Below are 22,545 nucleotides of genomic sequence, written 5' to 3'. Positions count from 1 at the left end.
GTGACGTCCAAAACCCGCTCCAGCCCAACACCTGCCTTAGACCGCCATCCCGACCTTGAGCCCCTCAAAAACCGCCTCCTCCGCGGTGCGGGGCGCGATGCAATCCCCCGCCAGGTGGTGCGCGACCCCCATCTCGCGCAGCATCTCCTCGACCGAGTTGACGGGCTCGTGCCCCTGGCACAGCACCAGCGTGTCCACACCCTCGCAGATCACCGGTTCATTGTTCATGATGTGCTGCAGGTAGACGCTGTCCTCGTCCGCCCCAAACAGCCGGACATAGGGCACCATCTCGACCCCCAGGCTGTGCAAGCGCCCGATGCTGGCGTCGCGCACATACATCTGGATGGTCTGCCCCGGCATGTAGCCGTTCACCGCCAGTTTCACCGCGTGCCCGTTCTGCGCCAAAAGCTCAGCGATGCCGATGCCGATCCAATCGGCGCGCCAATCGGCCACGACCACCGACTTGCCCACATTGGCTTGGTTCAGCAGCACCTGCCAGGCGTCCACCACATGGGCGTCGTCGCGGCCCTCGAACTCGGGCCAGCGCGGCGCGGCGCCGGTGGCCACGATGACGGCGTCGGGCGCGTGTTCGCGGATCACAGCCTGGGTCACCTCGACCCCGGTTTGCCACTGCGCCCCGGCCAGTTCCATCTCGCGCGTGAGGTTGGTGATGATCCCGCCGAACTCGGCGCGATGCGGCAGCATCTGCGCCAGCCGGGCCTGCCCGCCAAGCTGCGGGCCCTTCTCGAGCAGGGTCACCGCGTGGCCGCGCGCGGCGGCGGTGGCGGCGGCCTTCATCCCGGCGGGACCGCCGCCCACGACAAGCACCCGGCGCGGGGTGTCCGCGGGCGTCATCTCGCCATAGACCGTCTCGCGCCCAGACACCGGGTTCTGGATGCAAGAGATCGGGTAGCCCGCGTGGAAATGCCCAATGCAGGCCTGGTTGCAGGCGATGCAGGCGCGGATGTCGTCCAGCCGGCCCGTTCGGGCCTTCTCGCCAATCTCGGGGTCGCAGATCATGGCGCGGGTCATGCCGCACAGATCCGCCTGCCCTGAGGCGATCACCCGCTCGGCGTCTTGAGGCTGGTTCAGGCGCCCGGTCACGATCGTGGGCAGGCCGGTGCGCTTGCGTACCGCCGCGCCCAGGGGGGCGGTATAGCCGACCTCCTCATACATTGGCGGCGCGATATGAATTGAGCCCGCCAGGGTCCCAGAGCTGCCCGCCACGACGCTCAGATAGCTGACATCGCCACCCTCTGCGATGCGCGCGCAGGCCTCAAGCGCCTCGCCTTGCTCAAGCCCGTCATGGCTTTTCTCATCCCCCGACAGGCGCAGGCCGATCACGAAATCAGGGTCCGTCTTGGCGCGGATATCCGCGGCGATCTCGCGAATGAACCGCGTGCGGTTCTCCAGCGAGCCACCATAGGCATCCGTGCGCCGGTTCACATGCGGGTTGAGGAACTGCGCGGGCAGGTAGCCATGCGAGCCCACGATCTCGACCCCGTTCAGCCCCGCGCGCTGCATGCGTCGCGCCGCGTCGCCGAAGGCGGATACGACCTCTGTGATCATCTCCAGCGGCATCTGGCGCGGCATCACGTGAAAGCGCTCGTTGGGCGTGGCCGAGGCGCTGTAGGACACCGGCTCGGTCCCGTCCTCGGAGGCCAGCATCTCTCGCCCAGGGTGGAAGAGCTGCGCGACCAGCGCCGCACCATGCCCCTGCACCACCTTGGCAAGACGCGCGTATCCGGGGATGCAATCGTCGCTGTCGACACGGATCGGATCGGCCACGAACACGCCCGAGCGATGCGGCAAGGCCACCTCGACAATGATCAGCCCGGCGCCGCCGCGGGCCCGCGCCTCGTGATAGGCCACGATCTCGTCGCCCAGCGCGCCGCCATGCGCCAGATGCGTCTCGTGCCCGGTCGAGACGATCCGGTTTCGCAGCGTCGTACCAGCGATTGTAAGGGGCGAGAAAAGATGCGGGAAATGCGCCTGTGTCATCGTCTACGGGTTCCGTGCTCGGTTCATTCCTGGCCGTGCGGCCCGCCGAGGCGGTCGCTCATGACACAAGTGTAACGCAAGTCCACGGCGCCGCAAACGCCCAGATTTAGTCGCCGCGCAGCACCGCCGACACGGGCGCGAGCGTCACCTGCCGCGCCCGCGACCCGAAGCTCCATTCGGCCAGAACGGCCAGGGCTTCGGGGCGCAGCTGACCCACCAGAACGGCGGCTTTTTCTTGCCCGGATCGGAACACGCCTTGATTGAGCGCGCGGCGCATGCCGCCAGCGTCCGTGGAGCCATCGTCGAACACGCGGCTCAGCTTGGCCGCGGCCACGCCTTCCCGCTCGGCGATGCGCAAGGCGGCGTTCAGGCCCTTGTTATAGGTCACCAGGCCGTGCCCGGTTTCCTTCAAGATCTCAACGACCTGCACCGCGCGCGGTCGCGATTCTTGCAGCACGGCCTGCGGCAGGTCCATCACCGCGACGGCTTGCGGTACGGCGGTGAAATAGCTTTGGAAGGCCACCTCGACATCCGCCGGCGCAGCACCCTTGGGCAGCGGCGTGAGCACCAGAACCTCGACGCCAGCGGCACGAAGCGCCGCCATGCGCCCTGCGGCGCCATCATCCAGCGGGTCGACCGCCACGGCCACCGGCAGCGGCAGATCCGCAAGCCCATCCAGCGCGGCGACGCCGTCATCAATCAACACGATTGCCAAGCGGGGCGTATCGTTCTCCGGCTCAAAGGGCGCGGCGTAGCGCAGCAGTGCTGGCGCGGCTTCGACCTCGGCGGGCGTCTCTGGCCCCGCGCCGATATTGGGCAGGCTGTCCTCTGCCGCGTTCGAAGCGATCGCGCCGAAGGACGGCGCCGAAATAGAGGCATCCGCCGTGGTGGGCAGGTTGGGCGCGTCAACCGAAAGGTCTGGCGCCACGATGCGGCCCGGCCCGTCGGCGGCGACGGGCGCCTCGGCGCTCTCGGCGGTCGCGGGGGCAGGTTCCAACGCGGGCGCGGTGGCAGACGCGGCAAGATCGGTCTCGAGCGCGGGATCGCTGGGCGCAGATATCTCTGGGGCGGTCTCTGTCGGGCCCGCGGATGGGGCCGTCACGGTCTCGGGCGTAGGCGCTGCGGGCGTCGCCAGCGGCGCGTCCACTTGGGTGGGCGTTGTCTCTAGCCCCGGCTCCGACGGTTGCGCCGTGCCGGGCAGCGAGACGACCCCTTCTTCGCCGCTCACGTTCAGCCCAGCGGTGCTGCCGCCCTCCGAGGAGGGGCTGGAGATATCCGCCTCGACCTGCATCGCCTGCGGGGTCGCGACCGGGCTTGTGTCCACGCTTGGCGCGGAAAGGCCGGTATCGACACTTCCTAGGGTTCCCGCCTCGCCAGCGGGTCGGCCCTCGGTCTGCGGCAGGATGGGGTCCGTGTCCGGGCGCTCGGCGTTGAACTCAGAGCCCGCCGGCACCGCAACCTCTTCGGCAGACGGCTCCGGCAGGGACAGCTCAATCCGCGGCGCGACCATCGAGAGCGCGACAAGCCCTGCTCCGCCGACAACCGCGCCTAAAACGGCTCCTGACAACATTCTCAACATCATGGCACTGCTCCCCCGATGCATGGCCGAGGCGTCGTTTTCTATACCGGCGCTTGACCCTCGCGCCTGGCTCTGAGCATGTATAGCGCGACCCGGGGTCGGGATGCACCCCCTATTCATAAGGCCGGCGCGATGCTGCTGTTGATCGATAACTATGACAGCTTCACCTACAACCTTGCCCATTATCTGGGCGAGTTGGGGGCCGAAGTGGTGGTGCGGCGCAACGATGCGCTGGACGTGCAAGAGGCGATGGGGCTGCGCCCGGATGGGATCGTGCTGAGCCCCGGGCCCTGCGACCCCGACCAGGCGGGCATCTGCCTTGGCATGGTCGCCGCCGCCGCCGAGAGCCGCACGCCCCTGCTGGGCGTCTGCCTGGGCCATCAGACCATCGGCCAGGCCTTTGGCGGCAAGGTGGTCCGCGCCGGCGAGATCGTGCATGGCAAGCTCGGCGCGATGCACCATTCGGGCGCCTCGGTCTTTGCCGGGCTGCCCTCGCCCTTTGACGCCACGCGCTACCACTCGCTGACCGTCGAGCGCGAGAGCCTGCCCAACTGCCTAGAGATCACCGCCTGGCTGGACAGCGGCATGATCATGGGGCTGGCCCATCGCGACCTGCCGATCCATGGCGTGCAGTTCCACCCCGAATCAATCCGCACCGAACACGGGCATAAGATGCTGAAGACCTTCCTAGATATCGTCCCGGTGGCAGCATGAGCGACGCGCTGAAGCCCCTCATTGGCGCCGCCGCCGACCGCCCGCTGACCCGCGACGAGGCCGAGACCGCCTTTGGCATCCTCTTTGACGGCGAGGCCACGCCCAGCCAGATCGGCGGCTTGCTGATGGCGCTGCGCACCCGCGGCGAGACCGTCGCGGAATACGCCGCCGCCGCCGCAGTGATGCGCGCCAAATGCAACAAGGTGCGCGCGCCCCAGGGCGCGATGGACATCGTCGGCACCGGGGGCGACGGCAAGGGCACGCTCAACATCTCCACCGCCACGGCTTTCGTGGTCGCGGGCGCGGGCGTGCCCGTGGCCAAGCATGGCAACCGCAACCTTTCGTCGAAATCCGGCGCGGCGGACGCGCTGGGGCAGATGGGCATCAAGGTGATGATCGGCGCGGATGTGGTTGAAAAGGCCCTGGAAAGCGCGGGCATCTGCTTCATGATGGCGCCGATGCACCACCCCGCGATGGCCCATGTGGGCCCGGTGCGGGCCGAGCTTGGCACCCGCACGATCTTCAACATCCTGGGCCCGCTGACGAACCCCGCCGGCGTCAAACGCCAGCTCACCGGAGCCTTCACGCGCGACCTGATCCGGCCCATGGCCGAGGTGCTAAAATCGCTCGGCTCGGAATGCGCCTGGCTGGTGCACGGCTCGGACGGTACGGACGAGCTGTCCATCGCCGGGCCCAGCTGGGTCGCCGCACTCGAAGAGGACGGCAGCATCTCTGACAGCGAAATCCACCCCGAGGACGCGGGCCTGCCCGTCCACCCGTTCGAGGCCATCCTGGGCGGCACCCCCGAGGAGAACGGCAAGGCCTTCGCGGCCTTGCTGGATGGCGCGCCCGGAGCCTATCGCGACGCGGTGCTGCTGAACGCCTCCGCCGCGCTCTGCGTGGCGCGCAAGGCGGGCACCCTGCATGAGGGCGTCGAAATGGCGGCGCAGAGCATCGACAGCGGCGCGGCCAGGGCCAAGGTGCACGCATTGGCTGCGGCGACGCAGGCCTGAGCGGTGGCGCTGGCGGCTGAGACCGGATAAAATCGGCCAGTATTGGCCTGGCGGGGACGTTGGCTATCTGCCACCCTGGGCTTGACCCGGGGCCTCTACTTTGAACCAAACGCAACACGGGCTGCGGCCGACCTGGAGGTCGCTTGCGCATCAGCTCTACCATCAACGACATCTCTGGAAACCGAAACGTTTCAATTGGATGCGCGGTTGCAATTGCGGCCTCCTGGAGGAGGTCGGCCGCAGCCCAGGCAAGCTGGGCGGTCGCTCGGCGTGAGTCCCGTTTCATCTGGTGTCGGCAAGCGTTGTCAGGGCGGTGCGCTTGATGCTCAACGCCCTTTCCAAGCCACCATCGCCCCTCAAGGAACTGCAGAAGCCCCCAACGGCAAAGTCAATTTGAAAACCCCGCGAGAACGCAATACCCCTGGCCATCATGCCCTTCTCAACAGATAAACTCGGCGACTGGTCAGACCTGCCCTTTTTCCGGACCGAACTCGCCAAACTAGAGACCGCGTTGCGCGCGGAGACTCGCCCGATCCTGCCGGCATCGACACAGGTCTTCGCGGCCCTGGAACTCTGCCCTCCCGCAGACACCCGCGTCGTGATCCTTGGCCAGGACCCCTATCCCACACCGGGCCACGCCCATGGGCTGGCCTTCTCCGCCGAGCCGCATGTCACTCCCCTGCCCCGCTCTTTGGCAAACATATACAAGGAGTTAGAGGCCGACCTCGGCGCGCGCCCACCGAATGCCGATCTGCGGTTTTGGGCAAAGCAGGGCGTTTTGCTGCTCAACACGGTGCTGACCGTGCCCGCGGGCGAGGCCAACGGGCACAAGGCGCTGGGATGGCAGGCGCTGACGCATCAGATCCTGGCGCATCTGGACGACACGCCGCGCGCCTTCCTGCTCTGGGGCAGACCGGCGCAAAAGCTCGGCGCCAGCCTGGCCGCGCATCACCTCAAGATCGAGACCGCGCATCCCTCCCCGCTATCGGCCCGCCGTGGGTTCTTTGGGTCGCGCCCCTTTAGCCGCACCAACGCTTGGCTCTCTAAACGCGAACAAACACCGATCAACTGGACCGACCCGTTGCAAGCCCCTTAGGAGCCGCGTATCCAGGGCGCCATGACCCAAAACGTGCTCGACAAGATCAAAGCCTACAAGCTCGAAGAGATCGCCGCCGCCAAGGCGGCCCGCCCGCTTGCCGAATTGGAGGCCGCAGCGCTTACCGCCGCGCCTCCGCGGGGCTTTTATTCCGCCCTGCGATCGGCCTCGGCCACCGGCTATGGCCTGATCGCCGAGATCAAGAAGGCCAGCCCCTCCAAGGGCCTGATCCGGCCTGATTTTGACCCGCCCGCTCTGGCGCGAGCCTACGAGGCGGGGGGGGCGACCTGCCTCTCGGTGCTCACGGACACGCCCAGCTTTCAGGGCGCGCCGGAGTTCCTGACCGGCGCGCGAGACGCCGTGTCCCTGCCCGCGCTGCGCAAGGATTTCATGTATGACACCTACCAGGTGGCCGAGGCCCGCGCCTGGGGCGCCGATTGCATCCTGATCATCATGGCCAGCGTCACCGACACCCAGGCCGCGGAACTCGAATCGGCGGCGTTCGAATGGGGCATGGACGTGCTGGTAGAGGTGCACGATGCCGAGGAGCTTGACCGCGGGTTGCGGCTGAGATCGCCGATGATCGGCGTGAACAACCGCAACCTGAAGACCTTTGAGGTCACTCTGGACACCACGCGCGCGCTGTCCAAACGCCTCCCCGAGGACCGAATGCTGGTCTGTGAGAGCGGTCTGTTCACCCCCGCCGACCTTGCGGATATGGCCGATTACGGCGCCCGGAGCTTCCTGATCGGCGAGAGCCTCATGCGCCAAGACGACGTCGCGGTGGCCACGCGCACGCTGCTGGCCGACCCGGTGCCCGCATGACCGGCGCGCTGACCCATTTCGACGCCCAGGGACGCGCCCATATGGTGGACGTCTCGGACAAAGACGTCACCAGCCGCGTGGCCGTGGCCGAGGGCTTTGTGCGCATGTCGGCGCAGACCCTGGCGATGATCACCGAGGGCCGCGCCAAGAAGGGCGACGTGCTGGGCGTGGCGCGGCTCGCCGGCATCATGGGCGCAAAGAAGACCGCCGACCTGATACCGCTCTGCCACCCGCTGCCAGTGACCAAGGTCGCGCTGGAATTAGAGCCCGTCTCGGACGGCATCCGCATCGAGGCCATTGTGAAGACTACTGGCCAGACGGGCGTGGAGATGGAGGCGCTCACGGCGGTCTCCACCGCCGCGTTGACGGTCTACGACATGGTCAAAGCGGTTGAGAAGTCCATGGTGATCGACGGCATCCGACTTGTCCTTAAGGATGGCGGCAAATCGGGCCGCTATGAAGCCACATGATCTCTGTCGATGAGGCGCTAACGGCACTCTTCGCGCTGGTGGAACCGCTGGACGCAGAAATTGTGCCTCTGGCGCAAGCGAATGGGCGCGTGTTGGCCCGGCCCGTTGCGGCGCGGCGCGATCAGCCGCCCTTCGCCGCCTCCGCCATGGACGGCTACGCGGTGATCGATGGGTCCGGGCCCTTCACTGTGATAGGAGAAAGCGCGGCGGGCCATGGCTTTGGCGGCGCTGTGGGCCTGGGAGAGGCCGTGCGGATCTTCACCGGCGCCCCGGTCCCCGGCGGCGCCAACCGGGTGATCATCCAAGAGGACGTGACCCGCGACGGCGACACAATCACCCTGCGCGAGAACATGGACACCGCGCCCTATATCCGCCCGGCGGGCGGGGATTTCGCGGCGGGCGCCGAGATCGCGCCGCCGCGGCTGCTCCGCCCCTCCGATCTGGCCATGCTCGCCGCGATGAATGTGTCCGAGGTGCCGGTCACGCGCCGCCCGACGGTGGCCATCATTGCCACCGGGGACGAGTTGGTGATGCCCGGAGAGGACCCCGGTCCCGACCAGATCATCGCGTCCAACGCGGTCGGACTGGCCGCCATGGTGGCAGAGACCGGCGGCCTACCGCGGGTGCTGCCAATTGCGCGCGATAACGCCCCCAGCCTGCGCACCGCTTTCGAGATTGCGCAGGGCGCGGATCTCATCGTGACCATTGGCGGCGCATCGGTCGGCGACCATGACCTTGTGGCACCGGTGGCGGAGGCGCTGGGCATGGAGCGCGCGTTTTACAAGATCGCGATGCGCCCCGGCAAACCGCTGATGGCCGGGCGCATTGGCCAAAGCGCCATGATCGGCCTGCCAGGCAACCCGGTCTCTTCGCTGGTCTGCGGCACTATCTTCGTGCTGCCCATGCTGCGTGCGATGCTGGGCTTGGGCGAGCACCCTGCGCCAAGGCAGCGCGCGGAACTGGCGGTCGATATCGGTCCCAACGGCCCGCGGGAACATTACATGCGCGCGCGCCTGACGCATGAGGGCATAGCGCCGTTCGAGCGCCAAGACAGCTCGCTTCTGTCGGTCCTGGGCGACGCAAACGCGCTTTTGATCCGCCCAGTCAAGGACGGCACGCGCAGGTCAGGCGATGCGGTGGAGTATGTTCCCATCTAAGACGCCCATCGGGAGATTGCGTTGAGCCGTTAAATAAATCTCAAACCGAATCGCACCACCCTACACGGGTGGCGGTTGGGGAACCGTTTGAGTTACAAGCGCCTCCAGCGCCCACCCAGTTTCATATTGTCTCCCGTCCAGTTAACAAAGCATGAAGATTCTTGCAGATCCGCGAAGCCAAATCGTTGCAGCCCCAGAACCCTCCCCGTTTGACACGAAACAGGAACACTGGTAGAACATACCCTGAACAGGCCCATCGTAAAGGCCGCCAATAAATAGACAGGGTGCGGAACATGCTCACCAAGAAGCAACTGGAATTACTGGATTTCATCAACAAGCGCATGATGCGCGACGGCGTGCCGCCCTCGTTTGACGAGATGAAAGAGGCGCTGGACCTGCGCTCTAAGTCGGGGATCCACCGCCTGATCACCGCGCTGGAAGAGCGCGGCTTCATCCGGCGGCTGGCGCACCGCGCCCGCGCCATTGAGATCGTGAGGCTGCCGCAGCCCTTGGCCGATGCGACGCCGCAGGGCTTCACCCCGCGCGTGATTGAGGGCGACAGGGTCGATCCGCCCCAGGGTGCTGCGCCGGTCGAGGCGATCCACGCCTCAGAGGTGCCCCTGATGGGGCGCATTGCCGCAGGGGTCCCGATCGAGGCGATCAGCCACGTGCAGACCAATGTCGCCGTGCCGGGCGGCATGATCGCCGATAAGGCCCACCACTACGCGCTTGAGGTGAAGGGCGATTCCATGATCGACGCCGGGATCAATGACGGCGATGTCGTCGTGATCCGCGAGACGGACACCGCCGACAATGGCGAGATTGTGGTGGCCCTTGTCGAAGGCCATGAGGCGACGCTTAAGCGCTTTCGTCGGCGCGGGAATGCCATAGCGCTCGAGGCCGCGAACCCTGCCTACGAGACGCGGGTGTTCCGTGACGATCAGGTGCGGGTCCAGGGGCGCCTTGTCGGGCTGATTCGCACCTACTAGCTAGCGCGCGCCCGACCAGGGCCGCACACCGGCGCGTTCCTTCGCGCCTTGCAGCTTGAGCGCGCCCGCCTCGAACGTCACCGACAAAGCCCCGACCTCGCGCAGACGCGCTTGGTCATACACATCGCAGGGCACCGGGCCCTCAAGGCGCTTTGCCACCACGATGACGTCGGCAGAGCGACAGGCCTCCGCCACGCGGGCCTCAAGGCCGCGACCGCTGAGCAACGCGATGCGGTGCCCGCGCAACTCCAGGCGCATGTCGCCCTTTGGGCCCAGAAAGCCGTAGCGCTCGAAAGCGGTTTCCTGCGCCACCGCGTCGCCGTCATTCTCCAACCAGACCTCGGCGGTGAAGCCATCCCCTTTCGGCTTGGAGAGCGCGCGCCCCTGAGCCGTCAACACTCCCACCAATCCACCGGATTCCGCGACCAGGACCTGCGGCCGGTCAGCCAGCGCCCAAAGCACGAATGCCGCCGTTATCGGCGCCAGCCCCAGCGCGCGCGCCGGCCCCCGCCAGAGCACCAGCCAAAGCGCGCCCAATGCCAGGATGGGCAGCACCCAGCCGGAGGGCGTCACCACCGGCGTTACCGCTCCCTCCAGATTTGCCACCCAGCCGGCGACCCCAAGGATCCAGTCAATGCCGGGCCGCATCACTGCCAGCCCCACCCAGGCCAGGCCCAATGGCGCCAAGGCCGCCGCAAGAACCGCCCCCGGCATCACCACCAGGCCCATCATGGGCACCGACAAGACATTCGCCAAAAGGCCGAAATCCGCCAGGCGATTGAAATGCGCCGCCGCCACCGGCGCCGTGGCCAACCCCGCCACCGCCGAGGATAACACCACCGCCAGAACCGGACGGCTCCACTTTGGCAAGACATGGCTGTTCCATTCGCGCAGCGCCCCGAAGACGGCAACCAGCGCGGTCGTCGCCGCAAACGACATCTGAAAGCCGGGCGAGATCAATGTCTCGGGTCGCAGTAACAGCACGATCAAGGCCGCAATCGCCACCGCGCGGATGGTAATCGCGCGGCGATCCAGCAGGATCGCGGCAAACATCACGCTGACCATAATAAAGGCCCGTTCCGTCGCCACGTTTCCGCCCGACAGCAGGTAATAGAACGCACCGGCCAAGAGCGCCGCCACAGCGGCGATCTTTTTGACCGGCAAACGCAACGCCAATCGCGGCACCAAGGCCAGCGACAAGCGGAACCCGGCAAAAACCACGCCCGTCAACAGCCCCATATGCAGCCCGCTGATCGCCAGCAGATGCGACAGGTTTGACGATCGCAGATCCTCAATCACCGCGCGATCCATGCCAGAGCGATCCCCCGTCGTGACCGCCGCGGCAAAGGCCCCGGCACGCCCCGGAAGCGCATCTTGAACCGCCAACGAGATCCGCAGGCGCAGCCGGTGCACCCAAAGCTCGAACGCGCCCTGCTCTGCCGGTGCGGCAATCAGGGCCGGGGTGCGGGTATACCCCACAGCGCCGAGCCCTTGGAACCAGGCCATCAATCGGAAATCAAAGCCGCCGGGCTCCACCGGCCCCTGTGGCGGCGACAAATGCCCCGTCATCATCACGCGCAGGCCCGGCACCGGGTCAAAATGGCGCTCGCCATGCAGCGACACGCGTACCTTCGCGGGGGTGCGCCCTGGTCGCACGCGGTCCAGCCTGACCTGATCAAGCGTCAGGCGCAGCTTGTCGGAATGCGAGCGATCCACCGCCACAATGCGCCCCTCAATCGGGCCATAGTAGCGAAAGCCCAGCACCGGTTCGGCGACCGAATGCGCGCGCGCTCCGGCCAGCAAAAACCCCAACAGGAACAGGGCACTGCCTATGGGGATTGGGCGCGTCTCCGGCGGCGTCACAGCGGCGATCAGCAGCAGACATGCCGCCAGCCCGGCGATCGCGCCAAAATGCGCAAGCGATGGCTCAAAGCGCAGCGCAAAGTAGCAGCCGATTCCCATCGCCAGCAGGACCGGCGCCCAATAGAACAAATGCCCCCGCTGCGCATTAAGAACACGGGCTAACATCGCATTCCGATGCACGAAATGGCGCGAAGAAATTGCTCATGCGAAATGGCGCGGTGGCGATTTTCGCTTTGCCTTGAGCTATATAGACGCATTTACGAGCCTGCTCTTGTCCTCGCATTCGTGATTGAATAGACCGCGTGAACATCTAGGCACTCATAGTTTCCAGAAGGTTAACGTCGGCATGTCTCACACCGAAGTGGTCACACGAATTGCCCCATCTCCGACCGGCTACATGCATATCGGCACGGCGCGCACCGCGCTTTTCAACTGGCTCTTTGCCCGCAAGCACGGCGGCACGTTTCTTTTGCGCGTCGAGGACACCGATCGCGCCCGCTCCACCCCCGAGGCGACCGAGGCGATCTATCGCGGCATGACCTGGCTGGGGCTTGATTGGGACGGCGACACGGTCAGCCAGTTCGCGCGCGCCGACCGCCATGCCGAGGTGGCGCATCAGATGCTCGCCGATGGCGCGGCGTATAAATGCTTCTCCACCCAGGACGAGATCGCCGCCTTCCGCGAGGCAGCCCGGGCCGAGGGCCGCTCGACGCTTTTCCGCTCGCCCTGGCGCGACGCCGACCCCGCCACGCATCCCGACGCGCCTTTCGCGATCCGCGTCAAGGCGCCGCAGGAAGGCGCGACGGTCATAAAAGACAAGGTGCAGGGCGACGTAACCATCCAGAATAGCGAGCTGGATGATATGATTTGTTTACGATCTGACGGTACGCCCACCTACATGTTGGCTGTTGTTGTGGACGATCATGATATGGGGATCACGCATGTGATCCGGGGCGACGACCATTTGGCCAACGCGGCGCGGCAGATGTCGGTCTACAACGCGATGGGCTGGGACGTGCCGGTCTGGGCGCATATCCCGCTGATCCACGGGCCCGACGGCAAGAAGCTTAGCAAGCGGCACGGCGCGCTTGGGGTGGAAGAATACCAGGCAATGGGCTACCCGGCGGCGGCGATGCGCAACTACCTTGCGCGGCTCGGATGGAGCCATGGCGATGACGAATTCTTCACCGACGCGCAGGCCCGGGACTGGTTCGACCTGGACGGAATCGGGCGCTCGCCGGCGCGGTTTGACCTCAAGAAACTCGAGAACTTATCGGGCCAGCATATGGCCGTGGCCGACGATGCTGCACTCGTAGCAGAAATAGAGGCGTATCTGGCCGCATCCGGTCAGCAAGAGCTGTCCGACCACCAAAGAAACGGGTTGGAATCCGCGATGTACTGCCTCAAAGGTGGGGCGAAGTCCTTCGGGCAACTCGTTGATAAGGCGCGCTTTGTTCTGAAGTCCAGGCCGATGGAGCCGGATGAGAAATCGGCGAAGGCACTGGATGATGTATCCCGTGGTATACTGCAGCAATTGACGCCGCACCTGCAAAATGCTAGCTGGAACCGCGACCTTTTAGAGGAAGTTGTCGCGCAGGTCGCCGAGCAAAACGGCACCAAGATGGGCAAGCTGGCGCAGCCATTGCGCGCGGTTCTCGCCGGGCGCACGGTGTCTCCGAGCGTGTTTGACATGATGATGGTTCTGGGCCGCGAAGAAACGCTTCTACGCATCCAGGACGTGACGGGTACTTAGGCACCCGCCCATACTGCTGTGGCACTCCCCCAACACGGGCCGCAGCGCTTAAATGAAAGGGAAGACGATGGCAGATAGCAAATCCGCGACGCTTCGATTGGAAGACAAAGAAATCGAGCTACCGATCTATTCACCCACCGCCGGCCCAGACGTGCTGGATATCCGGAAGCTCTACGCGCAAGGCGGTGTTTTCACCTATGATCCGGGCTTTACCTCCACGGCAAGCTGCGATTCCACGATCACCTTCATCGACGGCGACAAGGGCGAATTGCTGCATCGCGGCTATCCGATCGACCAGCTCGCCGAGAAAAGCCACTATCTAGAGGTCTGCTACCTGCTGCTCTATGGCGAATTGCCCACGGGTGAGCAGCTGGAAGAGTTCGAGAACCTGGTCACCAACCACACGATGTTGCACGATCAGATGACCTATTTCTTCCGCGGCTTCCGGCGCGACGCGCATCCGATGGCGATCCTGGTGGGCGTCGTGGGCGCGATGTCGGCCTTCTACCACGATTCCACCGATATCAGCGACCCGCACCAGCGCGAGGTCGCCTCGATCCGCCTTATCGCCAAGATGCCGACCATCGCGGCCTGGGCGTATAAGTACCATATCGGCCAGCCCTTTGTGTATCCGCGCAACGATCTGGATTATGCCTCGAACTTCCTGCGCATGTGCTTTGCGGTGCCCGCCGAGGAATACGAGGTGAACCCGATCCTGGCGCGCGCGATGGACCGGATCTTCACCCTGCATGCGGATCACGAGCAGAACGCCTCGACCTCGACGGTGCGGCTGGCCTCGTCCTCGGGCGCGAACCCCTTTGCCTGCATCGCGGCGGGCATCGCCTGCCTCTGGGGCCCCGCCCATGGCGGCGCGAACCAGGCCTGCCTGGAGATGCTCGAAGAGATCGGCTCGGTGGATCGCATCCCCGAATATATCGCCCGCGCCAAGGACAAGTCCGATCCGTTCCGCCTGATGGGCTTCGGGCACCGGGTGTACAAAAACTTCGACCCGCGCGCGACGGTGATGAAGCAATCCGCCGACGAGGTGCTGGAGCTTCTGGGTGTTGAGAACAACCCCAAGCTTCAGGTGGCCAAGGCGCTGGAAAAGCAGGCGCTGGATGATCCCTATTTCGCCGAGAAAAAGCTGTTCCCGAATGTGGATTTCTACTCGGGCATCATTCTAGAGGCGATGGGCTTTCCCACCTCGATGTTCACGCCGATCTTCGCGCTGTCGCGAACGGTGGGCTGGATTTCGCAATGGAAAGAGCAGCTTGAGGATCCGCACCACAAGATCGGGCGCCCGCGGCAGCTGTACCAGGGCGACACGACGCGCGACTATATCGACGTCGAAAAGCGGTGACCTGGGGCGAACTGGTTTGACCCGGCTCACCACCAAACGACTGGTTCTACGGGCGGCGCGAGAGGAAGACCTCGCGCCGCTTTTTGCCATCTTCAGCGACCCGCGCGCGATGCGCTATTGGTCCAGCCCGCCGCATAAAAACGCTGAAGAGACCCGCCCGATCGTGGAAAATCTTAAGGCGGACGGGCCGCGGAGCTATTTCGTGTTCGATCACAACGAGACGGTGATCGGGCTCGGTGGGGTCCATTCGGGCAGCGAGATCGGCTATCTGCTGCACCCGGATTTTTGGGGCAAAGGCCTCGCCAGCGAGGCCCTCGGCGCGATCATCTCCCATTTCTGGGCAACCACCGATGTGCCCCAGATCACCGCGGATGTGGATCCGCGCAACACAGGTTCGGTCATGCTGCTGACCCGGCTCGGGTTCCAGGTCAGCGGCTTTGCCCGCGACACATTCTGCATAAGCGGCGAGTGGTCAGACAGTGTGTATTTCTCGCTCCAAAGACCGGCAAAGGCATCTTGTACTCCGCCCACATAAATTTAAAAAAAATTTACATGTACACAGAGTCATAGTACCCATGTATTGATCACGGATAAATATTTCTAATTATGACGGGAAATCTAATGCGTCGCGCTTTCGTTACAATCGCCGCAATCTTGCTCTCCGCAAACTCTACGCTGGCTCAGACATTCCAGGGGCCGAACATAGATCGCAGCTTTGTGCTGCATCCCGCGGTAGAGCTATCGGAGCGCCTGGCCGGAAAGAGTAACCTGTGGGAGGCGCTGTTTTTTGTGAAGTTGGTCGAAAAAGACGGCAAGATCGCCGTGTGCGGCGCGCGTGTCGGCCACATCTTTGCCGGGCGCAACAACAGCCAGTTCCTAAGGGTCAGCGACGTCCACGATTCAGGGCGCGAGCGCAACAACCGCGGCGTGTATGTAAGGAACCTCAGGTTTTTTACAGACCTGACAAAGGTTTCTCAGAACTGGCGAAAGGATTGGGCGACGGCAGAGAAAAAGAAGGACCTGCGGCCCATGCTGGGCCTCAAGCCGGATTACCGCTACGCACTTGGAATGCCAAGCACGTGCAAGTTCGCGCGATACAGGCTGAGGGACTGGACTGCAGAGAACCAGCCCAAAGGCAAGCTAACGGTATTTGTGAAGGAAAAGATCATCCGGGTCGTTCGCCGGTAGATATAGAGATTTTGAGGGCTGGGGTTCCTTTTGAACCTTTCGATCCGGGGCCACGACCTATGGGTGTTAAACCCAATAGGAGCCCAACCCATGATTTCGCTTCGTAAAACCGCCGCCATCGCCACTTTTGCCACGCTGATGCTCGGCCCGCTGGCCGCCGCCGCGGCCACCATCGCATGCCCCCATACCCAGATCCGGCGCGAGGTGACGACCGCCCTGCCCTCTGGCTGGTGGAACACGCCCATTGTGAACTCGCTCAAGAGCACCCGCGTGCAGAACATCGGCGGCAAGCCCGCGCTGATCTGCGACTACGGCCCCGCGGGCACGATCCAGCGCTACGCGCCCGAGGGGCAAAGCTGCACCGCCCGCGGTCGCGGTTTCACCTGCGCCTCGGCCGGCCCGCGCACCCATTCCACCGGCCCGTTGGACATCCCGCAGACCTATCTGGCCGATCTTGATCGCGGGCAAGTCACCCAGCACGGCGCCGATATCTGGTTCCAGGCCGAGACCGCCTCGCGGCTTTACCTCGTGCCGCGCAACGGCGCCAAGCTTGGCGTTGGGAACCGTCGCAACCGCGGCTATGCGGGCTGCTCGGGCGCGCGGTATTCAAACGCGCGGGTCTCGCTGGGCGACATCCCTGTGGGGTCCTATGTCTGCGTGCGTACGAATGAGGGCCGGATCAGCCAGTTCCGGGTGAACGGCCTGACCGGCGGATCTCCGAAGACGCTCAAGCTGGGCTACACGACCTGGCAGTAGGCCGAACCAAAAGCACCAAACAAAAAAGGGCGCCCTACGGGGCGCCTTTTACCGTCTTGCGCTCGCGGGGTTGCCCGCGGGCGGGGCTTTCCTTCAAAAGCCCGCCGACCCCCATACCCATGATATCGCGGGGCGAGACCTCTATCCCGCAGATCACCCGCTCCAGAACCCAATCCGCGCCATTCATCGCCAGCGAGCGCGCGCAGCCCGGCAGGCCTATAACGGGCTTGCCGCCGAGATGGCCCAGAAACAACAGGTTCCCCGGATCCACCGGCATGCCGTAATGCTCGACGACGCCGCCGGCGGCGCGCAGCGCCTCTGGCGCCACGTCGCGCGGGTCAGAGGTGGCCGAGCCGGTGAGGATCATCAGAACCTCTCCGGGGGCCTGCGCCAGGGCGTCCGCGATCGGCGCCACCTGATGCGGCACGACCACGCGCGGGCTCAGCTGCGCGCCAAGGCGCGCCAGGCGCTGCGCTATCGCCTCGCGCCCCTTCAGCGGCAGCGCCTTAGAGCCCACCTGCGTCTCGATCAGGCTCGCAGCCGCGATCTGGGCGCCGCGCAGCCCCATGGCACCGGCGGCCTTGTCGCAGGCCAGCCGCAACCCTGCATCAGGCACTGCGTAGGGGATGATCTTGATCGTCGCCACCAGGCCGTTCTCGGCCATGCGCTGCAGGGCGGGCACGGTCGCGACCGTGATGCCTGGGTCAATATGGTTGGCCGCGGTCACGGCGGCGACGTCCATCTCGACCAATCCCGCATGCTCGGCGCGCAGGTTAACGCGGCCCCGCGCGGCCCCGCCCAGCCGCAGCCCGCGGCGCCCGGCCACCAGCGCCTGCGCAAGCCGCTGCGCGGCCATGTCTTCCTCGACATCGCCCGGCTCTGGCCGCGCCACCACCACCTCGGCCACGCCGCGCGCGCTCAGTTCGATCACATGCTGCCGCGTCAGCCGCGTGCCCTTGGCAATCCGATGGCCCTGCCCCTGCGGGCCGGCCTCTGCCGAATGCGCCAAGATGGCACCGGCGGCCTCGGCAATGGGTACGGGCCCAAACCTCATACGCGCTTGCGCAGAGTTTCAGTGATCTCAGCCATGACCGAGACGGCGATCTCCGCCGGGCTTTTGGATCCCAGATCGAGCCCCACTGGTGCATGGATGCGCGCCACGTCCGCGGAGTTGAACCCGTGTTCCGTTAGCCGCGCGACGCGCTTTGCATGGGTGCGCATGGAGCCCAGACAGCCCAAATAGAACACGTCCGAGCGCAGCGCGGTGATGATCGCCGGGTCGTCCAGCTTTGGGTCATGGGTCAGCGTGACCACCGCCGTGCGCGCGTCCAGCCCGAAACCCGCCAGGGCCTCGTCCGGCCAGTCATGCAGGATGGTCTCGCCGGGAAAGCGCGCCGCCGACCCGAAGGCCTCGCGCGGGTCGATCAGCACGGCGTCATAGCCCGCCAGCCGCGCCATCACCATCAGGGGCTGCGCGATGTGGACCGCGCCGACGACCGCCATGCGCAAGGGAGGGTTGTGGATGGCGATGAACTCGGCCTCGTCAAAGCCGGACTTATCGGCGCGGAAGCGTGCGGGGTAATCCGCCACCCCGGCCAGCCGCCGCGTCCAGGCGTCTGTGTCCACCACATAGGCCATGGCGCGCCGGTCTGCGCGTGCGGCGCAGAGTTCCTCTAGGATCGCGGCCCGTAGGGCCTGCGCCGCGTCCCCGATAGGCTCCACGAGAACCCGGATCGTGCCGCCGCAGGCCAGCCCGACGGCAAAGGCCTCGTCGTCGCTGACGCCGAACTCTAGGATGCGGCTCTTGTGGTCCTCCAGCGCGTCCATCGCCTCAACCACAACGGCGCCCTCAACGCAGCCGCCCGAGACGCTGCCCGCGATCTCGCCGGCGCCGCTGATCGCCAACTGGCTGCCGACGGGCCGGGGCGCCGAGCCCCAGGTCTCGACCACGGTCGCCAAGGCCGCGCCCTTGCCCGCCTGATGCCAGGCCAGCGCGGTCTCGGGGATGTCGTCAAAGCTCTGCGTCATAGCAGGTACATAGTGCATGGCCACGCGCAGGAGAAGTGCGGAACCAACAGGACATGGAACCGCCCCTCCCCCATGCACCATGATTGCGGCTACGCGGGTAACGCCCCTGGGTCCCGCGCCGCCGCGCGCGGACCAACCGCCAGCAACCAGATCGCAAAGCCGATCTCGGACAGCGTCACGATCACCAAAAGCCCCGCGCGGGCATATCCCAGCGCCGCGAAATCCGGGAAGGCGAAGGCGAACACGCTGTCCAGCAGGTACCCAAACGCGCCCACCATCAGCCCGGCCCCCAGCAGCCTGGGATAGGCGCCCGGCCGCAGCACCAGCGCGCCCAGAACCACCAGATGCGCAAAGAAGAAGACCTGCCAGATCCAGACGCCCGCATCGTGCATGGTCAGCATCACGCCCGCGAAGGCCAGCCGCTCTGGCATCGCGACCCCGGCCATCGCATAGCTCGGATCCGCCAGCGCCAGCGCACCCACATGAAAGAACAGCATCGCCGCCATGACCGCCACCATCGCGAACCGCGCCAGGGCGGCGGCCAGTGACAGGACCGGCTGCACCGGGCGGAACATGAAAAAGAGCATCGCCGTTACCGCGATCTCCGCCAGCATCATCACCACGTCGCCGGCGATCCCGGCCAGAAAAAAGCCCCGGTGAGCCAGTATATTTTGCACAGATGCGGCGGGGTCCCCCGCCACGTACAGAACGCTGGGCACATAGGCGATCGAGAAGCCTCCCGCCACGGCGATGGTCAAATAGGCGGCGCCGGTGAGGCGCGCAAAGCCGCGCGATTGCGGATCGTTCAGCGAGGTCATGGCTCTACTCCATTAAAAAGGCGAAGGTTCTCGGCCCTGCCGCGAGAGGGCGACGGGTTCCATTGCGTGCAATTCCAGAAGGCGCGCCGCGAAGTGCGCAAGCGCGATGGCGACGTTCTAGCGGCGCGGCGCCACGGGCGGAATTCTCTAAATGCGTGCATCACCCATGCGTTCACGCATGGATCGGCGGGTGCGCCCTGGTCCGACCCAGGCCCGCCCGCATTTGACGAATTGACAATCCCCGCGCTCCATGACCACTTCCGCGCAATGCAGCTATCACACAGAATAACCGGCCTTCTGGGGGGCGCTGAGGACGACGGTTGGGGCGTCTTCATGCGCGCGCGCGACATGATCGCCGCGGGCACCCCTGTGATCGAATTGACCATCGGCGAGCATGACATCCGCACCGATCCGCGCATCCTGGACGAGATGCACCGGCGCGCGAAGGCCGGGCATACCGGCTATGCCTCGGTGCCCGGCACCAAGGCCCTGCGCGATGCGGTGGCCGCGCGCGTGACGGCGCGAACCGGCGTGCCCACGACGCGCGACAATGTGGTGGTCACGCCCGGCGGCCAGGCCGGGCTCTTTGCCGCCCATACCGCCGTTTTGGACCCCGGCGACACCGGGCTTTTCATCGACCCCTATTACACGACCTATCCCGGCACGGTGCGCGGAGTGGGCGCTAAGCCCCGCGCGATCAAGGCCCGGCCCCGCCACGGCTTCCAGCCCCAGGCCGCGGACATTGCGGCCCAGGCGGACGGCGCCCGGTCGCTGCTGATCAACTCGCCCAACAACCCCACCGGCGTCGTCTACACGCCGGAGACGATGCAAAGCATCGCCCGCACCTGCGCGGATCACGACCTCTGGCTGGTCTCGGACGAGGTCTACGACACGCAGATCTGGAACGGTACGCATCTCTCGGCCTGGCAGCTTGAGGAGACCCGCAACCGCACGCTGGTGGTGAACTCGATGTCCAAGAGCTTTGCCATGACCGGCAGCCGCATCGGCTGGATCTTGGGCCCCGAGCATGTGATTGCGCATCTCATCGACCTCTCCACCCACACGACCTATGGCGTGCCGGGCTATATCCAGGACGCGGCGCTCTTTGCGCTGCAGGCCGGCGAACAGCTCGAGGCGGATATCGCCGCGCCGTTCCGCCGCCGCCGCGCGATGGCCGTGGAGCTGCTCGCGCATACCAACGCGGCGAAATCCGCGCCCTGCGACGGCGCGATGTATCTGATGCTGGACATCCGCGCGACGGGTCTGAGCGGCGAGGGTTTCGCCAACCGGCTGCTGGACCAAGAGAGGATCGCGGTGATGCCGGGCGAGAGCTTTGGCGAGGCCGCCGCCGGGCATGTGCGCGTCGCGATGACCGTCGCCGACGAGATGTTCGCCGAGGCCCTGGGCCGGATCATTCACTTCGCAGAAGCTCTCACCCCACGGGGGCCCTAAGCTTTGCCCGGGGGCGCCCAGGCAACCTTCAACAGCGACAGCGCGTTCTCTGGCGCGCTCCCAAAGCTTCTTTCGATCCCGCCCGAGCGCATAACGCCGCGCGCAGGGCGGTTTGCGCATTGGATCGACACGCCCATCGGCGCGCTGATCGCGATTGCGGATGATAGCGCGCTGAACATTCTGGAATTCCCCGAGCGCAGGGCGCTTCCCGGCGAGGTCAAAAAGCTGCTTGGGGCGCATGGCACTTTGCGCATCGGCGCGAATGCGGTGATCGACCAGGCGGCACACGCGATGGAGCTTTACTTCAGCGGGCAGGACCCCGGTCTGGACATGCCCATCGCGCCGCGCGGCACCCCGTTTGAGCATCGCCATTGGGACGCTCTGCGCAAGATTCCCATCGGGCGAACCCGCAGCTACGCCGCGATGGCCGAGGCTCTGGGCACCGGACCGCGCGCGGTGGGGCGCGCCAATGGCGCGAACCCTATTGCCATCGCGGTGCCTTGCCATAGGCTGGTGGCGTCGGACGGCGCTTTGACCGGCTATGGCGGCGGGCTATGGCGCAAGCGCTGGCTGCTGGACCACGAGGCGAAGCATTTTCTGTAGGAGCTTGAAATGACTGATGATATCGGCGCCACCTTCCGCGCGCTCCATGTCCCCGGCAAGCCCTTTATCCTGGCCAATGCCTGGGACATCGGCTCGGCCAAGATGCTGGCGGGGCTGGGGGCCGAGGCCATCGCGACCTCGTCGGCCGCCCATGCGTTCACCCTGGGGCGTCCCGACGGCGGCACGGTGACCCGCGACGAGGCGCTGGCGCACGCACAAGACCTGGTGGCCGCGGTGGATGTGCCGGTTTCGGGGGATTTCGAGAACGGCTTTGGCGACGCCCCCGAGACCTGCGCCGAGACCGTGCGCCTTTCGGCAGAGATCGGCCTGGCTGGGATCTCCATCGAGGACGCAGATTTCGAACGCAAAGGGCTCTATGCCTTTGAGTTCGCGGTCGAACGCATTCGGGCGGCGGCCTCGGCGGCGCGCGCGCTTCCCGGCGATTTCGTGCTGGTGGCCCGCGCCGATGGGATCATCAACAAGCAATACGGTATGGAGGAGGCCCTAAAGCGCATCCAGGCCTTCGACGAGGCCGGGGCGGATTGCCTGTACGTGCCGCTGCCGCCGGGCATGCAATCGCTCAAGAACGTGGTGCGCGCGACCGAGAAGCCAGTGAACGCGCTGGCTGCCGGCCAGTTCTCCAAGTTCAGCCGTGAGGAGTTCGCCGCCGCCGGGGTGGCGCGGATCTCGCTGGGCTCGGCGCTGGCGCGGGTGACCCATCGGGTGATCCACGATATCGCGGGCGCGATGTTCGAGGCGGGAGACTTCTCGGCGCTCGGCGCAGGGATCAGGGGCGACGTGGTGGACAAGCTGCTGGACTAAGGGAATGTGTCGTCAGAGGCGCTTTTGGACTCCAGTGAACCTTGGCGCGACGCAATTT

General features: G+C 65.8%; 21 protein-coding genes. 15 read left to right on the top strand and 6 right to left on the bottom strand.

All coding sequences use genetic code 11. From position 1 onward, the window contains the following. Positions 1-36: 36 nt before the first annotated feature. Positions 37-2,001, bottom strand: a complete 1,965-nt coding sequence (locus AIOL_RS08135) for an oxidoreductase (RefSeq protein WP_049642528.1) — start codon at positions 1,999-2,001, stop codon at positions 37-39. A gap of 106 nt (positions 2,002-2,107) precedes the next feature. Further along, positions 2,108-3,583 (bottom strand): divergent polysaccharide deacteylase family protein, encoded by a 1,476-nt coding sequence (locus AIOL_RS08130; RefSeq protein ID WP_160314427.1) that lies wholly within the window; start codon positions 3,581-3,583, stop codon positions 2,108-2,110. A 129-nt stretch (positions 3,584-3,712) separates the two neighbouring features. Between AIOL_RS08130 and AIOL_RS08125 the strand changes: the two genes are divergently transcribed. The 7 genes from AIOL_RS08125 to lexA all read left to right on the top strand — a co-directional run bounded on the left by AIOL_RS08125 (position 3,713) and on the right by lexA (position 9,844). Next, a complete protein-coding gene (locus AIOL_RS08125; RefSeq protein ID WP_049642526.1) occupies positions 3,713-4,294 on the top strand; it encodes an anthranilate synthase component II in 582 nt (193 codons plus the stop codon). Further along, complete coding sequence (gene trpD / locus AIOL_RS08120; RefSeq protein ID WP_049642525.1) at positions 4,291-5,307, top strand: anthranilate phosphoribosyltransferase; 1,017 nt, start codon at positions 4,291-4,293, stop codon at positions 5,305-5,307. Before AIOL_RS08125 ends, trpD begins: the two co-directional genes overlap by 4 nt. Positions 5,308-5,737: 430 nt before the next feature. Beyond that, positions 5,738-6,403, top strand: a complete 666-nt coding sequence (locus tag AIOL_RS08115; RefSeq protein ID WP_049642524.1) for a uracil-DNA glycosylase — start codon at positions 5,738-5,740, stop codon at positions 6,401-6,403. A 21-nt stretch (positions 6,404-6,424) separates the two neighbouring features. Continuing rightward, entirely contained in the window at positions 6,425-7,228 is an 804-nt protein-coding gene (trpC, locus tag AIOL_RS08110) for an indole-3-glycerol phosphate synthase TrpC (RefSeq protein ID WP_049642523.1), read from the top strand. Beyond that, entirely contained in the window at positions 7,225-7,698 is a 474-nt protein-coding gene (gene moaC / locus AIOL_RS08105; protein WP_049642522.1) for a cyclic pyranopterin monophosphate synthase MoaC, read from the top strand. Before trpC ends, moaC begins: the two co-directional genes overlap by 4 nt. Continuing rightward, positions 7,695-8,855, top strand: coding sequence for a molybdopterin molybdotransferase MoeA (locus AIOL_RS08100; RefSeq protein WP_049642521.1), 1,161 nt, complete (start codon positions 7,695-7,697; stop codon positions 8,853-8,855). Before moaC ends, AIOL_RS08100 begins: the two co-directional genes overlap by 4 nt. Before the next feature lie 293 nt (positions 8,856-9,148). Further along, positions 9,149-9,844, top strand: a complete 696-nt coding sequence (gene lexA / locus AIOL_RS08095) for a transcriptional repressor LexA (RefSeq protein WP_049642520.1) — start codon at positions 9,149-9,151, stop codon at positions 9,842-9,844. Here lexA and AIOL_RS08090 read toward each other — a convergent pair whose 3' ends face one another. Continuing rightward, positions 9,845-11,872: a ComEC/Rec2 family competence protein gene (locus AIOL_RS08090; RefSeq protein ID WP_049642519.1), complete on the bottom strand. Its 2,028-nt coding sequence runs from the start codon at positions 11,870-11,872 to the stop codon at positions 9,845-9,847. Positions 11,873-12,053: 181 nt separating this feature from the next. On the opposite strand from AIOL_RS08090, the gene gltX reads away from it, so the two are divergent. From gltX to AIOL_RS08065, 5 genes are all read left to right on the top strand, one after another. Next, entirely contained in the window at positions 12,054-13,460 is a 1,407-nt protein-coding gene (gene gltX / locus AIOL_RS08085; RefSeq protein ID WP_049642518.1) for a glutamate--tRNA ligase, read from the top strand. A gap of 67 nt (positions 13,461-13,527) precedes the next feature. Continuing rightward, complete coding sequence (gene gltA / locus AIOL_RS08080; protein ID WP_049642517.1) at positions 13,528-14,820, top strand: citrate synthase; 1,293 nt, start codon at positions 13,528-13,530, stop codon at positions 14,818-14,820. Between the two features lie 16 nt (positions 14,821-14,836). Beyond that, complete coding sequence (locus AIOL_RS08075) at positions 14,837-15,355, top strand: GNAT family N-acetyltransferase (RefSeq protein ID WP_049642516.1); 519 nt, start codon at positions 14,837-14,839, stop codon at positions 15,353-15,355. A gap of 182 nt (positions 15,356-15,537) precedes the next feature. Continuing rightward, a complete protein-coding gene (locus tag AIOL_RS08070; protein ID WP_152912427.1) occupies positions 15,538-16,008 on the top strand; it encodes a hypothetical protein in 471 nt (156 codons plus the stop codon). A 90-nt stretch (positions 16,009-16,098) separates the two neighbouring features. Beyond that, positions 16,099-16,764, top strand: coding sequence for a hypothetical protein (locus AIOL_RS08065; protein WP_049642514.1), 666 nt, complete (start codon positions 16,099-16,101; stop codon positions 16,762-16,764). Between the two features lie 34 nt (positions 16,765-16,798). Here the strand turns inward: AIOL_RS08065 and AIOL_RS08060 are convergent, their stop codons facing one another. The 3 genes from AIOL_RS08060 to AIOL_RS08050 all read right to left on the bottom strand — a co-directional run bounded on the left by AIOL_RS08060 (position 16,799) and on the right by AIOL_RS08050 (position 19,610). After that, on the bottom strand, positions 16,799-17,818 hold the full coding sequence (locus tag AIOL_RS08060; protein ID WP_049642513.1) for a molybdopterin-binding protein: 1,020 nt from the start codon (positions 17,816-17,818) through the stop codon (positions 16,799-16,801). Next, positions 17,815-18,792, bottom strand: coding sequence for an XdhC family protein (locus AIOL_RS08055; protein WP_049642512.1), 978 nt, complete (start codon positions 18,790-18,792; stop codon positions 17,815-17,817). The genes AIOL_RS08060 and AIOL_RS08055 overlap by 4 nt, the downstream gene beginning before the upstream one ends. Before the next feature lie 89 nt (positions 18,793-18,881). Further along, positions 18,882-19,610, bottom strand: coding sequence for a DUF4386 domain-containing protein (locus AIOL_RS08050; protein ID WP_049642511.1), 729 nt, complete (start codon positions 19,608-19,610; stop codon positions 18,882-18,884). A gap of 267 nt (positions 19,611-19,877) precedes the next feature. On the opposite strand from AIOL_RS08050, the gene AIOL_RS08045 reads away from it, so the two are divergent. Genes AIOL_RS08045 through AIOL_RS08035 form a run of 3 tightly spaced genes read left to right on the top strand, consistent with a single transcriptional unit; the run spans position 19,878 to position 22,487 of the window. Continuing rightward, positions 19,878-21,062, top strand: a complete 1,185-nt coding sequence (locus AIOL_RS08045; protein ID WP_049645327.1) for a pyridoxal phosphate-dependent aminotransferase — start codon at positions 19,878-19,880, stop codon at positions 21,060-21,062. A gap of 3 nt (positions 21,063-21,065) precedes the next feature. After that, a complete protein-coding gene (locus AIOL_RS08040; protein ID WP_053101216.1) occupies positions 21,066-21,665 on the top strand; it encodes a methylated-DNA--[protein]-cysteine S-methyltransferase in 600 nt (199 codons plus the stop codon). Positions 21,666-21,674: 9 nt separating this feature from the next. After that, positions 21,675-22,487 carry an isocitrate lyase/PEP mutase family protein gene (locus AIOL_RS08035; protein WP_049642510.1) on the top strand — a complete coding sequence of 271 codons (813 nt, stop codon included), beginning with the start codon at positions 21,675-21,677 and terminating at the stop codon, positions 22,485-22,487. The last annotated feature ends 58 nt before the right edge of the window (positions 22,488-22,545 follow it).

Origin of the sequence: Candidatus Rhodobacter oscarellae, assembly GCF_001078595.1 — a bacterium.
GTDB classification, from domain to species: Bacteria; Pseudomonadota; Alphaproteobacteria; order Rhodobacterales; family Rhodobacteraceae; genus Rhodobacter_B; species Rhodobacter_B oscarellae.
This window is presented reverse-complemented; position numbering and strand designations above follow the sequence as displayed.